General features: G+C 44.8%; 15 protein-coding genes, 1 tRNA gene and 1 riboswitch. Of the genes, 8 read left to right on the top strand and 8 right to left on the bottom strand.

Translation table 11 applies throughout. The features are described from left to right. Positions 1–127 precede the first annotated feature (127 nt). From EL84_RS16645 to EL84_RS16635, 3 genes are all read left to right on the top strand, one after another. Positions 128–1,891 (top strand): DEAD/DEAH box helicase, encoded by a 1,764-nt coding sequence (locus EL84_RS16645; protein ID WP_047842400.1) that lies wholly within the window; start codon positions 128–130, stop codon positions 1,889–1,891. A 3-nt stretch (positions 1,892–1,894) separates the two neighbouring features. Further along, on the top strand, positions 1,895–3,088 hold the full coding sequence (locus EL84_RS16640; RefSeq protein WP_047842399.1) for a YqhG family protein: 1,194 nt from the start codon (positions 1,895–1,897) through the stop codon (positions 3,086–3,088). Between the two features lie 154 nt (positions 3,089–3,242). Continuing rightward, positions 3,243–4,250 carry a hypothetical protein gene (locus EL84_RS16635; RefSeq protein ID WP_047842398.1) on the top strand — a complete coding sequence of 336 codons (1,008 nt, stop codon included), beginning with the start codon at positions 3,243–3,245 and terminating at the stop codon, positions 4,248–4,250. Between the two features lie 119 nt (positions 4,251–4,369). On the opposite strand, the gene EL84_RS16630 is transcribed toward EL84_RS16635, so the two are convergent. Beyond that, positions 4,370–4,588: a YqzE family protein gene (locus EL84_RS16630; RefSeq protein WP_047842397.1), complete on the bottom strand. Its 219-nt coding sequence runs from the start codon at positions 4,586–4,588 to the stop codon at positions 4,370–4,372. Between the two features lie 194 nt (positions 4,589–4,782). On the opposite strand from EL84_RS16630, the gene EL84_RS16625 reads away from it, so the two are divergent. Then, positions 4,783–5,529 carry an N-acetylmuramoyl-L-alanine amidase family protein gene (locus tag EL84_RS16625; RefSeq protein ID WP_047842396.1) on the top strand — a complete coding sequence of 249 codons (747 nt, stop codon included), beginning with the start codon at positions 4,783–4,785 and terminating at the stop codon, positions 5,527–5,529. On the opposite strand, the gene EL84_RS16620 is transcribed toward EL84_RS16625, so the two are convergent. Then, entirely contained in the window at positions 5,504–6,343 is an 840-nt protein-coding gene (locus EL84_RS16620; RefSeq protein WP_082219044.1) for a divergent polysaccharide deacetylase family protein, read from the bottom strand. The genes EL84_RS16625 and EL84_RS16620 overlap by 26 nt on opposite strands. A gap of 408 nt (positions 6,344–6,751) precedes the next feature. On the opposite strand from EL84_RS16620, the gene EL84_RS16615 reads away from it, so the two are divergent. Then, complete coding sequence (locus EL84_RS16615) at positions 6,752–8,446, top strand: carbohydrate-binding protein (protein ID WP_036670169.1); 1,695 nt, start codon at positions 6,752–6,754, stop codon at positions 8,444–8,446. A gap of 145 nt (positions 8,447–8,591) precedes the next feature. Here EL84_RS16615 and EL84_RS16610 read toward each other — a convergent pair. Both EL84_RS16610 and pelA read right to left on the bottom strand, forming a co-directional pair. Further along, positions 8,592–8,675, bottom strand: a tRNA-Leu gene (locus tag EL84_RS16610). A 176-nt stretch (positions 8,676–8,851) separates the two neighbouring features. Further along, entirely contained in the window at positions 8,852–9,814 is a 963-nt protein-coding gene (gene pelA / locus EL84_RS16605) for a pectate lyase (RefSeq protein ID WP_036609609.1), read from the bottom strand. Between the two features lie 419 nt (positions 9,815–10,233). Next, positions 10,234–10,365: riboswitch (cyclic di-AMP (ydaO/yuaA leader) on the top strand. A gap of 5 nt (positions 10,366–10,370) precedes the next feature. On the opposite strand from pelA, the gene EL84_RS16600 reads away from it, so the two are divergent. Both EL84_RS16600 and EL84_RS16595 read left to right on the top strand, forming a co-directional pair. After that, positions 10,371–10,835, top strand: coding sequence for a C40 family peptidase (locus tag EL84_RS16600; protein ID WP_036609611.1), 465 nt, complete (start codon positions 10,371–10,373; stop codon positions 10,833–10,835). 124 nt (positions 10,836–10,959) lie between these two features. After that, positions 10,960–11,658, top strand: a complete 699-nt coding sequence (locus EL84_RS16595) for a hypothetical protein (protein ID WP_047842395.1) — start codon at positions 10,960–10,962, stop codon at positions 11,656–11,658. 69 nt (positions 11,659–11,727) lie between these two features. Here EL84_RS16595 and EL84_RS16590 read toward each other — a convergent pair whose 3' ends face one another. The 4 genes from EL84_RS16590 to EL84_RS16575 all read right to left on the bottom strand — a co-directional run bounded on the left by EL84_RS16590 (position 11,728) and on the right by EL84_RS16575 (position 13,545). Next, entirely contained in the window at positions 11,728–12,057 is a 330-nt protein-coding gene (locus EL84_RS16590; protein ID WP_017689352.1) for a carboxymuconolactone decarboxylase family protein, read from the bottom strand. Positions 12,058–12,198: 141 nt separating this feature from the next. After that, the gene (locus EL84_RS16585) at positions 12,199–12,417 is read right to left on the bottom strand and encodes a hypothetical protein (protein WP_036609613.1); all 219 of its coding nucleotides are present in this window, start codon (positions 12,415–12,417) and stop codon (positions 12,199–12,201) included. Positions 12,418–12,536: 119 nt separating this feature from the next. Continuing rightward, positions 12,537–12,866 carry a hypothetical protein gene (locus EL84_RS16580; protein ID WP_036609615.1) on the bottom strand — a complete coding sequence of 110 codons (330 nt, stop codon included), beginning with the start codon at positions 12,864–12,866 and terminating at the stop codon, positions 12,537–12,539. Between the two features lie 97 nt (positions 12,867–12,963). Next, positions 12,964–13,545: a xanthine phosphoribosyltransferase gene (locus tag EL84_RS16575; RefSeq protein ID WP_036609617.1), complete on the bottom strand. Its 582-nt coding sequence runs from the start codon at positions 13,543–13,545 to the stop codon at positions 12,964–12,966. Between the two features lie 204 nt (positions 13,546–13,749). Here EL84_RS16575 and EL84_RS16570 point away from each other — a divergent pair, with 204 nt between their 5' ends. Further along, the gene (locus EL84_RS16570; RefSeq protein WP_047842394.1) at positions 13,750–14,805 is read left to right on the top strand and encodes a membrane protein; all 1,056 of its coding nucleotides are present in this window, start codon (positions 13,750–13,752) and stop codon (positions 14,803–14,805) included. The last annotated feature ends 75 nt before the right edge of the window (positions 14,806–14,880 follow it).

The following is a 14,880-nucleotide window of genomic DNA, read 5'->3' as shown; positions in this document are numbered from 1 at the left end:
TCTGTCATCGGAGTGACAAGTGTAAATATTCCTTATTTGAACCCACATAGTTATGAACTGACTCTCATTCGTCCATACTATTACCTACGAATAAAACGTCATCACGTATGGCAGGGGAGGAAACACCATGAACCGGAAAAACCCGCACCACATGAATCAACCTGTAGCTGAGCTGCCCGTTCCTTTGGAATTTGATCGGACCTGGATTAATCAATTGGAATCACGACTGGATAAAGGAGGTCCTTGGGGGGATTATCGACTCTTCCAACTGGGCATTCAAGCCGAAGAGACCAACCTGATTCCCAATTTTGACGAGATCCAATGTCTCAAGCATCTACAAGGCCTCACTCCACTCCCTCACCAGATGGACACTGCTCGCAGAGTATTATTTGAAATGTCAGGCCGGGCCATTCTCGCCGATGAGGTGGGTCTTGGCAAAACCATTGAAGCCGGTCTCATTCTGAAAGAATATATGGTTCGAGGTCTCGTATCCAAGGTACTCATTCTCGTGCCTGCCTCTCTTGTACTGCAATGGGTACGGGAGTTGAATTCAAAATTTGGCATCCCTGCTATTGCCCAGAAAAAGGCCTATTCCTGGCAGAATGAAGTGGTTGTTGCTTCCATGGATACAGCCAAACGTAACCCGCATAAAGATATGCTGCTGAATACCGACTACGACATGATTATTATTGACGAGGCTCATAAACTCAAAAACAAGAAAACAACCAACTATCAATTCATGCTGAAATTGCGCAAAAAGTATTGTCTGCTGCTTACAGCTACACCTGTGCAGAACGATATGAGTGAATTGTTCAATCTGATCAACCTGCTGAAGCCCGGTCAACTGGGTCGTCAGGGTGACTTTGCAGCCAACTTTGTTGTTGACAAACGGGTTCCGAAAAATCAGGAACAGCTTAAGAACGAGTTATCCAAAGTCATGATTCGTAACCGCCGCGGCGAAGGCCCTGTTCAATTTACCAAACGGAATGTCTCCAACGTGAATCTGCAACTATCGTCCGAAGAACAAGCGCTTTATGATGGCGTGACTTCCTTTGTTAAAGACCAGTACCAGGAAGCTGGCGGCAACCTGAGCAGCATGCTCTCCCTTGTTACATTGCAGCGTGAAGTGTGCAGCAGTCGGGATGCTGTATTCGTGACGCTGGTTAATCTGTCGAAGAAACTTCCGCTGGACTCTCCCCTTCGGGACAAGATTTGGGAACTCGTTGCCCATATTAAAGCGATCAAGGAGAATACCAAAGCGGAGAAAACGATGGAACTGGTTCGGAACATGAATGAAAAAGTAATTATCTTCACTGAATACCGGGCCACGCAGGAGTATCTGCTAAACTATTTCCGCAACAATGGGCTTACGGCTGTACCCTATCGGGGTGGCATGAATCGAGGCAAAAAAGACTGGATGATGGACCTCTTCCGCGGGCGTGTACAGGCCATGATTGCAACCGAAGCGGGTGGTGAGGGCATCAATCTGCAATTTTGCCATCATATGATCAACTTTGATCTGCCTTGGAACCCTATGCGGGTAGAGCAGCGGATCGGTCGGGTACACCGGCTGGGACAGCAAAATGACGTGAACATCTTCAATTTATCCACGACGGGAACCATTGAGGAACATATTTTGAATCTGCTCCATGAGAAGATCAATATGTTTGAGATGGTGATCGGCGGGCTGGATGTCATTCTGGAACGGCTGGAGAAAAAGGAGTCTATTGAGAAAAGTTTGTACAAAATCATGCTGGAATCACAAACTGATGAAGATATTCGCCGTAAAATGGATTCACTTGGACAATCGCTGAACTCTATTCAACGTGAGGTTTCAGATGAAGGGCCTGCCGTATCCGGGTTGTTAGATCTTCGCAAAGGAGGTAGCTAACTCATGACCATGACTCCCCATGAAGTGCAGGCTTATGTTCTCACCTATCTGGAAGCACTGGATTGTCAGATTATGGAGCGTTCCCCTGCCCATGTTACAGTCAAACTCTCGCCTGAGGCGGACAAAGCGTTGACCAATCGCCCCTATTATTGGGGGTTCGTGGAACGAACCGGAGCACCCGCTGAGACGATGTCTTTCACATTTATATTTGATCCTGACAGTTATCAGCAGGCCATTGAAGCAGCAGAAGCCAAAGCTGCGCAAGCATCACCTCTTGCTGGAACTAACCCTGATGGAACGAATGGCGTAACCAACGGCAGTCCTCAAGGCGAGCCACCAAAAGAAACTATTCTAGGCCGTTACTTCGGTATTACGCCATCGCTGCCACAGCTGGGGCCAGGACGAATATTGCGTGAAGAAGTGGTGTATGGCAGTCGCAGACTCCAGCAGATTTTCGGCGCTGCCCGTGAGGGCGGTGCCTTCGTGAACCTGTTCGAACAGGCTGCCAAACGGCAATTGCGGGCTACAGCTCCAGCTGTATATGAGCCTTGGCTTGGTGTTTGTTTCAAGGTGGAATTCGCCTGTGATTTGAAACGGGAGGAATTACATTTTCTCGGCATCTCCCTTCGCTCGGGTGAAATTATAGAAAAATTCGGCACTAAGCTGAACCGACGTGATCTTAGTCCGAGGCTTGCGGAGAACATGCATGTACAGACAGCTAAAGTTTCGTTATTTGATGCCGGAGCTGCTCTGGAATCTCATTTGACGAACCGCTTGCTGGAACTCGATTATAGCTGGGCAGAGAAAGCCCAAGAGCGGCTTGATCTGGAGCTCGACGTGTTGGACACCTACTATGAGGCGGTACTCCGAGAAGATATGCCTGAAGTAGAATCACCAGGTAACATAACCTCAGACACGGAGAATGTCCCTTCTAACCGCACGCCACCTGTACCACTGAAAAAAGTTGTGGATATAACTAACGCTAAACCCATTGGAGCAGATGTAGAACTGGCGGCAGAGGCCGCAGTACCGATCGACTCCGAGACAGATGCCGAAGAAGAGAAAGCAAAACAGGCGGCAATCGATCGCGAAGCTATGAAACTGCAGTATGAGACACGCCGGACCGAGATGATCTGGCAATATGAACCCAAAGTGAAAGTGACTGCCATTAGCAGCGGCATGTTTCACTTAAGATAGACGAAGACACTACTTTTCCTGCAAATGCTGGCAAAAGTAGTGTTTATTTATGATCAGCTGCCCGACAGGTTGCAGCAACCTTTGCATAGCCTGTCCCCTAGAATGAAACTAGGACCCGCTCAGGTAACGGATAAATGAAAAAGTAGGTGTAAATTTGAAACGATTCTTTCATACGTGTTGGAACAACGCTCGGAAAACAACCTATATAACCTTGGGCTTGCTCAGTTGTCTTGCCCTATTCTCTTTTTGGTCGATAGCCAATGCAGAGGAACAAAAAACCTCTTCGCTATCCCACGCATCCTCAACAGAGTATAGCCCTGAACATCATGCCATTCAGAATGAAAAGCTAGCTCCCGCTGCTGTACAACGGTTTGCAGAGCAACAAGCTGTTACACTTGGTACAGCTAACGGCGAAGTGCATTGGAAGAACGCCGACCTGGACTTCTACCCTCTGGGGCCGGGTTTACATAGCTGGCTCGTACAGGCTGAGTTTGAAGGCAAACCTATCGGATATATGATTATTACAGCCACAGAGCAAGGTCAGTTGATGCTTAGTGAATATGGTCATGGAGAACAGTCACCATACAACAATGAACTTCTTGGACAAACCTTGGATCGACAACATGTGAATCTTGAGGTATTACTTGCTGGCGGAGGAGAGCTTCATCTTGGTTATGCTCTTCCCCTACTGGCTTATTGGAAAGTGGAACAACCTAATCATCCTGCACTTTATATTGATGCTACGAACGGAGATGTACTACCTTCAGAGTTTCTGAACCTACTGGAGGCTGATTCCAAACATGCCTCTGCCAGTATAACTGATTTATCCACAACGCCATCTTTATCAGTCGATCCACTTCATCTCCGCCCCGTCTTCAATCCGGCTGACAATCTGTTGTGGATTACCTCCAAACCTGTTGCTGCCGACCGGGCACAAGATGTGATACAACACGGGGAGAATCAAGAGATTGTTTTCTCAGCGGGTGATCGTAACGCTGTATACGGTGGTCCTCTACCCGTTAGCGGTTATCAGCTATGGCATGCAGATCAGGAAGCAGAGTCCATTCTATATGTAGCGCTAGGTGGAAAATCATCCATTCAACGCTTTGTCCCTTTGAGCACATTGCAGCAAGAGGGCCATTTTTACCTCGTAAATCCTTGATCATCAGCAAATTCTTAAGACACAGTCAGATAACCTTTAAACAACAAATAAGACGCCTTCCCATTTTATTAAGGGATTGCGTCTTTTGGTTTACCATTAGTGAAATAGGTAAGCGATAGTCACCCTTTACCCGAAGAACTTCGTTTATGAGACTGTGTATCAAATTCTTTTTCCTTTTTCCCCACCCACAGGGATACAGCAAAAGGGATCATACCAAACCACTTCATCGCCCACGGCTCTTTCCTTTTGGTGCGACTTTTCCGCTCATCCTTCGGCGTATCGATATAATGAACAACACGCTGCGTAATGTATTTTACTAACTCATCACTTTTGGCCATTATTCTGCCTCCTTCGCTCCTGCACATTCGCGGAGCTTACGATAGTTCTATTGTGTGCAGGATGTGCAGTGGTTAAACATTTTTTTATTGAAAGAAGTATGAAAACCCTCAAAATGCACAGTCTAATGCCAAAGGTATCCATACAGTCTGTAATCTGCATCGAGTACCTATTTCATGAAGGAGTGTGTATTCCCATGTATAAGCTGCTGACCGCTTCGGTGGCCTTGCTCATTAGCTTCCATTGTCTTCCCATCCTGCCCCACCATGTCGCGCATGAAAAAGCAGCCCCGTCCCAGAACAGTCCATCCATGCTGCCAGTGACCGATGGAGATGCTTATCGCTCAAGTCATCATGCCTTTGCAGCACCCGTTATCCTGCTCGACGTAGGCCATGGCGGTATTGACGGTGGTACGTCAGCCCAAGGTGTGCTGGAAAAAGATATCAACCTCGCCATTAGCCAAAAGGTCTATCTCCTGCTTCGCAGCAAAGGTTATGCCGTTATCATCAATCGGCTTGGTGATTATGCACTTAGTGATGAGAACCGCTGGCTGAACAGCCGCTCCCGTCATACCAGAGATCTTGCCCAACGTAAAAGCCTTAGCGAAGAAGTAAGTACAGATATCGTGGTCAGCATTCATGCGAACTGGAGTCCCCGATCGAATGCACACGGCCCGGTGGTATTGCACCAGAAAGAAGGCAGGAGTTATTTGCTGGCCCAATCCATTCAGGACGCCATGAACGAGTTATACGAAACGGAGCACGGGGTCGTATGGGGCAAGCCCTTTTATATATTGAATTACGTGAAGCAACCTGCCGTCATCGTCGAAACCGGATTTTTGAGCAATGCGGCAGATCGAACCAGAATGAGTGACCCCACTGAGCAAAAACGAATCGCCCAGTCCATTGCCAATGGCATTATTTATTATCTGTCGGTAGTGTAGGAGCAGAATGCCATTGCCACACATCTCGAACCAGATCACCGATTCCTACAAATTGAACCTGATTTTGCAGACGGGAGACAGATTCACGAATTACTGCGGATGTGTTCATCCCTGAATGGCCGACATGACCAATGACAACACAGATATCCTTATCGATCGCACGCTGAGCAGCCAGATCCAGTTGCTTGCGAATGTGTTGCTTGGAGTTTTGATCATCAAGGAAAATGTCATTGCCTACAGGTGGCATGTTTTTGGATATGGCCAGTTCCCCCACCACAGATCGAAAGTTCGTACGGCTGTCTACAAAGAAGAGGCCCCGCTCCTTGCATACATCGAGCACAATGGACATGATGCGTTTGTCCGAAGTAATTTTGGAACCCATATGATTGTTCATGCCAATGGCGTGTGGCACATCATCAATCGCTTTCTCCACACGTTCCCGTACTTCTTCATCTGTTAGATTGGATGTGATTGCACCCGGGCCCAGCCATTCCGGTCGTCCTTTCTTTGGTTCCATGGGCATATGCACAATCACATCCATCCCCTTTTCATGTGCAGCTATCGCATCTTTTTTTGTTGTTGGCAAAAAAGGCATAACCGCTACCGTTAGTTTAACTGGCATCGCCAGGATCTCTGTCGTACCCTTCATGTCATTACCAACATCATCGATGATAATCGCTAACCGTTTGTGATTCGATGTGGACTCTGAAGCTGCCGCTGTAGGCCCTCCTGCCGAGATGCCTGCGTAAATCACAATCAATAATGCCATGATACCTGAAATGAATCGATAATTCTTTCTCTGTACCTTCATCATGATTCCCTCCCCGTAACTTCTGTGATCTCATTGTTTGATAATGAAGGGAGGAATATGTAAGCCAAAGCCTTCCTTAATGATCATATCCCCGCCATTGAAGACCTCTATCTCAAGTGAAGATCTCCATCATTCCCGTTTTCTCCTTAGCATTCAGACAAGAACTGTCATTGGATAGTTAGAAAATAGAGATTAATTAGAAAAAATACTGTAATTTGTCAGGTTTTCAGTTTAGGAATTATTTAGTAGAATCAACAAATGAAAGAGGTTCTATGCTTCATTTCTATTCTATGATTTATGGAAGGAGGTTTTGAAAGGGTTTACATAAAATAAATGCCAGACAATCCGCTATTCTTGTTTGTTTTCCTGGTCGCGGTTTCTCTATGTAACCATTTACTATTATCGAGGAGGATGAAAGTAGTGAAATTCAAACTAAAAAAGACGATTAATGTTCTTTTGGCCTGTTTAACAGCCCTGCCTTTGATGTTAACCCCGACAAATGTGTCAGCAGCCAGTGATGCCAACATTAATTTGTCCTCGGAAAAACAGCTGATCAAGGGCTTTGGGGGCATTAACCTTCCTGCCTGGATTGGTGATCTGACTCCCGCTCAACGTGAAACTGCTTTTGGTAATGACCAGAATCAATTAGGCTTCTCCATTCTCAGGATCTACGTTGATCCAGATTCCAATAACTGGTATCGTGAAGTTGCCACAGCCAAACGAGCTATCGAAAAGGGTGCTATTGTATTTGCATCCCCATGGAATCCTCCAAGCAGCATGGTTGAAACGTTCAACCGCAATGGGGACACAAATGCCAAACGTCTGAAATACGACAAATATACCGCATATGCGCAACATCTGAACGACTTTGTAACCTACATGAAAAATAACGGCGTAGATCTGTATGCCATTTCTGTGCAAAACGAACCGGATTATGCTCATGACTGGACTTGGTGGACTCCACAAGAGATCCTTCGATTCATGAAAGAAAATGCCGGGTCCATCCAAGGTACCAAAGTCATGGCGCCTGAATCCTTCCAGTACTTAAAGAACATATCCGACCCAATCCTGAATGATCCGCAGGCACTTGCCAACATGGACATTCTGGGAGCACATACGTATGGAACCCAGATTTCGAATTTTGCCTACCCTCTCTTTAAGCAAAAAGGAGCCGGTAAAGAACTGTGGATGACTGAAGTGTATGTTCCAAACAGTGACAACAACTCGGCAGACCGCTGGCCTGAAGCATTAGACGTTTCCTATCACATGCACAATGCCATGGTAGAAGGTGATTTCCAGGCCTACGTGTGGTGGTACATCCGCAGACAGTATGGTCCGATGAAAGAGGACGGTACCATAAGCAAACGCGGGTATAATATGGCTCATTTCTCTAAATTCGTGCGTCCAGGCTACCTGCGAGTCGATGCAACGAAAAATCCGGATACGAACACATTTGTCTCAGCCTATAAAGGTGATAACAAAGTCGTCGTCGTGGCAATTAACCGTGGAACTTCAGCCACAAGCCAAAAATTCGTTCTGCAGAATGGTAATGCCTCTACTGTGTCCTCATGGATTACGGACAGCAGTCGAAATCTGGCAAGCGGAACCTCGCTTAACGTATCCAATGGAGCCTTCACGGCACAGCTCCCGCCTCAGAGCGTAACAACGTTTGTTGCCAACGTTACTGGCGGAAATAGCGGCGGGAATACAGGCAGTGGCACTACGTATGAAGCCGAGACCGGAACGTCACTTACGGAAGCTGCCATTGAAACAATCTACACCGGTTACACTGGGTCCGGGTATGTTAACTTCAATGCGATGACTGGTTCGGCCATTCAATGGAACGGCATTAATAACACGACAACAGGTACCAAAAACGTAAAGTTTCGTTATGCGCTGGAAAGCGGCACTCGGAACCTCGACATTTTTGTGAACGGAACCAAAGTCATCAGCAACGAGCCCTTTCCGGCTACGGGAAGCTGGTCCACTTGGGTTGAAAAAACAATACAGGTCCCCATGAACACGGGGACCAATACATTGAAAGTGGTTACCACCGGATCGGAAGGACCGAATATTGACAGCGTTAATGTTACCGCAGCACAATAAACGTTCCGTATGGCTGATGGAAGACATTTGCTGTACGTGCAGCTAAGCACTAACCTCTTGAATACTCATCACTAAAGTTAGTGTTATATCAAAAAATGCAAAAAAAGACTCCTTAAGCGTTAGCTTAAGGAGTCTTTTTATTAGATGCGGTCGAGAGGACTCGAACCTCCACGGGGGTTAGCCCACACGGACCTGAACCGTGCGCGTCTGCCAATTCCGCCACGACCGCATATTGTATCTTCGTCATCCATATCGGCGACAAGAAATAATATATCATGCGTAATCTATCATGTCAACACTGAAAATAATAACAATAAAGCCCGAATCAGACGTCCATGTCGATTCGGGCCTTACCTTTAACTGTTGCTAATAGTTTGGTTCATTAATACGGAAGCATACTACAAATTACAGCTTGGAAGGCCAGTTGCCATACCATGCATAACCGCCTCTTCTTTCTTTATCAATATCACTTAATTTGTATTTAACTACCCCGTCACGACCAATAAAGATTGGTTTATCCGTTCCGATCTCATAGAAGCGTGCCCAAATTGGTGCAGCTTTGGAATCAGCGATAATTTTACTATCTCCATTAGCTCTTTCATACTTGTAACCCGTAATTTTCACTTTGTTAAACCAAGCCTCCGCTCCTTTAATGGATGCGGTAATTTTAGCGTTAGCAGGTCTGGTTTTCAGAAATTTAACAATCGTTACACTCTCTCCAGCTGTCAGCGATGGCACTTCGTAGATTCTTGCGCTCGCTGGTTTAAGAGAGCTGGAATCATGTTGTTGTCCCCATGCTGTCAGCTTACCACCTGAAACGACCTGTGTATTCAGAATCGCCTCCACACCTTTGGCAACTGAATTTTTACTGCGGTTAGCAAGTGTACTGTCGATAAATGAGAAATCACCTTTGCGTGCCGCTACTTCATCCAGCATGATCATTACATTAATCATGGCATCATCATTGTAAGTGATGTGCTTGTGGTATCCGGAGCTTTGGTAAACTTGTGGCCACCCGCCGTTTGAATACTGCATGTTGATCAAAAAGTTAATTCCTTTGATTGCAGCTGTGGAGTAACGCGGATCATTCGTCTTTTTAAATTCCTTCGCCAATCTTCTAATTTCTGAGTATGTAGCCTTGTTGTCTATCGTGGACTTTGCCCACTCTCCACTTGTCTGTTTATAATCTTTTCTCCAACCTCCATCCGGCAGCTGGTTCTTCAAAATATCAGAAATACTCGCTGTAGTACCCGACGCATCTGCAGCAGATACCGTCCCTACAGGGAGAACTGCCATTCCAACTGCTGAGAACACCATCGTACATGCCAGGACAAAAGTAATTATTTTCTTCGCTTTCAAATGTAACACTCTCCTATGTTCGTTTTTATAAATCTTCCACTTCTACTTTACCTATGATACGCGTCTCTAAACCTCCTTTATTTGTATTTATCGCATAATAAAATCAATTTTAATCCAATATGTGGATTGGATAATCAGATAATATGCAAAAAATCGATTTTTGTCAATATATGCAACTTAATGAATATAATCTCTCTAATTCTACATAACGGAATAGTTCTTTTAACTCATGACAAACCTATCTATTTATCCAAATTCGTCTTACACGAATCAATAATGACGTTTTTGTCATGAATGATACCCAAACTCGATCCCTTTTTTCATATAAAAACCTTAATTCCGCTAACATTGAGGTATTAAGAAAGGGTTTAAATGGGTTTGACAATTACGCATTTATGCAATATAGTTTCAAATAGTTACAAAAACTTAATTATTCATTGCCGAGTTTCATGTTTGAAAACGGGGGAACCAATTTGGGTGAATTATTCTTATACATAGGAAATATAGGGAACCTTCTACCGAACCCTTAGCTAACTCCGTAGGCATCGAAGGGAGAACATTGATTTTGAAAAAACTGATTATCTCCATTTTTGGAGCAGCTGTATTATTTACATCCGGGGCAACAAGCACAGAGGCAAGCAGTATCAACTCCGTAGTGAACAACATGACAGGTATTCCTTACAAATGGGGTGGCACAACTGTAGCCGGCTTCGACTGTTCTGGTTTTATGAGATATCTTTTCAACAAATACAGCATTGAATTACCACGTACTTCGCAGCAGCAAGCCAAAGCAGGTACTCCCGTATCCAAGAGCAATGTTCGGACAGGTGATCTGGTGTTCTTTAATACAACAGGCAAAGGCATTTCACATACAGGTGTATATATCGGCGGCGGACAATTCGCTCATGCCTCCAGCAGTAAAGGTGTAAGCATCACGAAGTTATCGAATCCATACTTCAATGACCGCTACGTAACAGCACGTCGGGTAACTGGACAGTTTATGTACGATAAAATGTTAGGTAAAATGTAATTCACATACAAAAAGGCATCGGTTATTAACCGGATGCCTTTTTTGTTTAACCATTTTTTGTCTTCAACTGCTTTCTTAAACAATGTAAAATGTTTTAGGAAATAAAAGGAGATGAGGAGAACAATTGAAAAAGTTAATGTTTGTTTTAAGTTTTGTTATTTTAGTAATAGGTAGTTTAGGTTGCAGTAGTGAAACAGTTAAAGATTTCAGAGAAGTATCTTGGGGGAGTAAAATAAACAAGGTCATTTCATCTGAAGAAAAAAACGGAAACACAAACTATGAAGAAAAAGTACATAATGATCATGAAAAAAGTATTAATTATTCCGATGTGGTGGTTCTGGGTAAGACTGCAGACGCAGAATACTCCTTTACTAATTTATTGGATAATGAAGGAATATCAGAAAAAATAGAAGATAACAACAAATTGCGTGAGGAACTTGATAACGAAAATACGACAGACGCAAGAAAAGATGAGATACGAAAGACATTGGATGAGCAATTAGAGGACATGATGAAGCAAGCATATGAATATCCTTTGGATGATTACTTACTGATTGAAGCAAGTTACGATTTTCGTACTTTAACTAATCCGGAATCTGATGAAATTTTGGAAGAGCTTACGAACAAATATGGTAAACCAGAGCTCGAAAGCTATAATAACGCTTTTATTTATAAGTGGACCAGTGACCGATCCACCATTGAATATCGGACTAAATCATCAGTAATAAATTATAAGGCACGCTATTCCGTAATGGAAAAATTTGCGGACGTGGACAAATACAATAAAACACTTAACAGTAAAACAAGTAAAGATGAACTTTAAATAAAACATGGTCATACTCCTGTGCTAACAGGGTATGACCATGTTTTATTTTTGCAAATTTTCTTAAGTTTAATGCAACGCCTTCTGCACTCGCATCGCACCCTGAGACAGGGCATGTCCGCCTCCTACAGCTCCGGCCACGGCTACGGTCTCCATGATCTCCTGATCTGTAGCGCCCTTGGCACGTGCTTCTTCTACATGATAGAAGGTACATACCTCATTGTTGGCAAACAATCCAATGCCGAGCGCAATGAGCTGTTTTGTCTTGGCATCAATCACGCCAGGTTGGAAGCATTCTCCGGTAAACTCATGATACGACTTCACCACACCTGGCAGCACATCGCTTAATGCTCCAATCTGATCCTTGTAGGCATGAACTTTATCATTCATCAATGTCATGGCTTGTAGCACACCCTCTCGGCTATAGTTACAGATCTTCCTCACTGTACCTATCTTCTCTCCCGAGTGAGCCAATTATGCCAAGAAATCATGGTAATTCCAAACATTTAACGCTCATGGCCCTGCCATAATTACAAGCTGTTACTCACTAAGTGGACTCTGGCGCGGCTCGCTGAACAGCTGATAGCTGTAACCTCGGTCCAGCTTAACTACACGTCGATTCTGACGACGGATAAGTACCTGCTCGCCATCCCAGGCAACCACAATCCCCTTCACGTCGTTCGATTCCAGCTCGTCCCGTACGACTCTAACTTTCTCACCTGACAGACGCAGGGCGTCCAATTCTGTATCACTAATCATCTTCATGGCTCCTATATTTCAAATTTATTTACAAAAAGAGACCTAAATGAAAAGTCATTTAGGTCTCACGTGACTGTATTGGACTGTCATGTCATTCGAAATTATGTCCCGACTGAAAGTTACCGCTGCGCGTGCTCTTTGCTGTCGTTCTTCTCGAACCAAAAATCAAGCACTTTGGCGGACATCACACGTTCTTCAAGGTACTCCACTTGATGCGGTGTAAATTGTTCTTTCCAAGAGAAGGACAACTCTTCGCACAAGCCTACAATCGTCAGTAATTCTGACCAGGCAACATAGCGTTTGTACCAGAAAAATTGAGGATGTTCAATCATATAGGGATAAAGGTCATCGAATTCCGTATGTTTACAATCCAGGGCACGTTCAAAATGAACTTTCGATTCCGCCAGCTTATCATTAAAAAATTGTTCTGTTGCCGGTTGGTTCCCCATGGTGTTGCCTCCTCTCCCTAACATAACCCCATTATAAATGAAATCGGCGGTCATGCAAAGGCATAGTTCAAAAAATAGGCCCTATTCCTTTAAAATGTCACATTTCGTTATCGTCAAATTGTACTGTTCCATCGTTCAGGGAACGAATGCGTACCAAGGCTTCCACCGGAATACCCTGTTCACGAATCGTGCGTGCCCCTGCCTGGAAACTTTTCTCGACCACAACGCCGAATCCGACGAGTTCCGCACCGGAACGCTCGATAATTTTGATGACGCCACGAGCGGCATCTCCATTGGCAATGATATCATCAATGAACAAAATGCGGTCATTCTCATGAATGAACTCGCGGGATACCATAATGTCAGTTACAATTCCTTTGGTAAAGGACGGTACACGTTCACAGTAAGCATCAGGATCAGCCAGAAGTGTTTTTTTACGACGGGCGAATACAAGGGGCACCCCAAGTTCATAGGCTGCTGCAAAAGCAACCGGAATCCCTGAGGATTCTACCGTGATTACCCGAGTTACTCCACTTTCACGAAAACGGGCAGCGAACTCACGTCCCATCTCCATCGTTAATGCAGGATCAATCTGGTGGTTCAACAGACCATCCAGCTTTAATACTTGATCCGAGATAACCACACCTTCTTGTAATATTCGTTGTTTCAATAATTCCATGATTTGACCTCCCAAGCCTATCCTATGAGGTAAAAGTATCATATATCTATCTATAAGTTCAAGCGAAATTGCCTGGGCGCTGTCCTTGAGACGCATTTCAAGCCAAAGCTCATTATCGATTGTCATGACTTTCGTGGGTCAAGCATACCTTGTACCATGGTACCCGCATGTCCAAACTATACAGGGGCCTGAGAGGGGAAACACATGAAACAGGCATTTCGGGTGCTGCAGATCGCATTTACATACATCGGAACGGTTGTCGGAGCCGGCTTCGCTACAGGGCAGGAAATTTTGCAGTTTTTTACCCAGTATGGCAAATGGGCCACCATCACCATAGGCTTATCCACCATGCTCTTTGTCTGGTTAGGTACCAAAATGATGCTGATCGCTCACGATACCGGGTCCCGCTCTTATGAGGATCTGAACAAACATTTATTCGGCCATAAGGCGGGCAAATGGATCACCTGGGTGACCCTTCTCATTCTCATTGGCGTGAACAGTGTCATGCTTGCCGGAGCAGGCTCCGTTTTTGTCGAACATCTGGGTTTGCATTATCAGACAGGTCTGATCGTCACACTTGTAGGGACATATCTGCTTCTCGGTAGGGGCATTCAAGCCATCCTACAAATGAATAGCATCGTCGTGCCCATGATGCTCCTGTTATCTCTGCTCATGATCACAAGTACCATCCATCATCCAGGTGCTTCCCGATTCATCACACTGACGACAGACTCAAACCCTATTCAAGTGTGGCTGTCTCCACTATTGTATACTTCATTCAATCTGGTGTTGGCTCAAGCTGTTCTTGTGCCTGTAGGTAACCAGATTCGTAGTCGGAATGTGCTGAAGTGGGGTGGAGTATTGGGTGGAATTGGCGTTGGTTTCATGCTGATGGCAGCTCATTTTGCCATGTCAGCTCAGATGCCCGGCATCATTCAATTCGAAATCCCGATGGGCAGCATTGCCTTTCAACTTGGATGGGCAGTGCAATCTGTATATGTATCCCTTATTTTCATGGAAATATTCACTACCTTTGTAGCCGATATCTATGGAATGACCTTGCAACTGAGACAACATATACGTGTCCATCCCCGTTTCATTACATTAACCATTATGCTGTTGTGTTACTCACTCAGCCAGTTTGGATTCAGTTCCCTGCTGTCCATCCTTTACCCCATCTTTGGAAGTATGGCATTAATCTGGGCTGCCAAATTGGTACTGAACCGCTGGGGCGCCTTTCGTAAACGCAACAATATATAAACTTCACGGTTATGTACTTCATGAATACGAGCATCCTTTTACTTCATAACCACAAGTCACCGCGGGTACTCTTTC

Source organism: Paenibacillus sp. VT-400 (assembly GCF_001029205.1).
GTDB classification, from domain to species: domain Bacteria; phylum Bacillota; class Bacilli; order Paenibacillales; family Paenibacillaceae; genus Paenibacillus; species Paenibacillus amylolyticus.
Note: the sequence above shows the minus strand (reverse complement) of the source record. Positions and strands in the feature narration are given on the sequence as shown.

Excerpts from the sequence above, each read along its gene's own strand:
- EL84_RS16645 (WP_047842400.1), top strand. The coding sequence starts at position 128 with ATGAACCGGAAAAACCCGCACCACATGAATCAACCTGTAGCTGAGCTG.
- EL84_RS16575 (WP_036609617.1), bottom strand. The coding sequence starts at position 13,545 with ATGGAATTATTGAAACAACGAATATTACAAGAAGGTGTGGTTATCTCG.
- EL84_RS16630 (WP_047842397.1), bottom strand. The coding sequence starts at position 4,588 with ATGGCCAAAAGTGATGAGTTAGTAAAATACATTACGCAGCGTGTTGTT.
- EL84_RS16585 (WP_036609613.1), bottom strand. The coding sequence starts at position 12,417 with ATGATTAGTGATACAGAATTGGACGCCCTGCGTCTGTCAGGTGAGAAA.
- EL84_RS16640 (WP_047842399.1), top strand. The coding sequence starts at position 1,895 with ATGACCATGACTCCCCATGAAGTGCAGGCTTATGTTCTCACCTATCTG.
- EL84_RS16570 (WP_047842394.1), top strand. The coding sequence starts at position 13,750 with ATGAAACAGGCATTTCGGGTGCTGCAGATCGCATTTACATACATCGGA.
- EL84_RS16625 (WP_047842396.1), top strand. The coding sequence starts at position 4,783 with ATGTATAAGCTGCTGACCGCTTCGGTGGCCTTGCTCATTAGCTTCCAT.
- EL84_RS16580 (WP_036609615.1), bottom strand. The coding sequence starts at position 12,866 with ATGGGGAACCAACCGGCAACAGAACAATTTTTTAATGATAAGCTGGCG.
- EL84_RS16620 (WP_082219044.1), bottom strand. The coding sequence starts at position 6,343 with ATGATGAAGGTACAGAGAAAGAATTATCGATTCATTTCAGGTATCATG.
- EL84_RS16615 (WP_036670169.1), top strand. The coding sequence starts at position 6,752 with ATGAAAGTAGTGAAATTCAAACTAAAAAAGACGATTAATGTTCTTTTG.
- EL84_RS16590 (WP_017689352.1), bottom strand. The coding sequence starts at position 12,057 with ATGACATTGATGAATGATAAAGTTCATGCCTACAAGGATCAGATTGGA.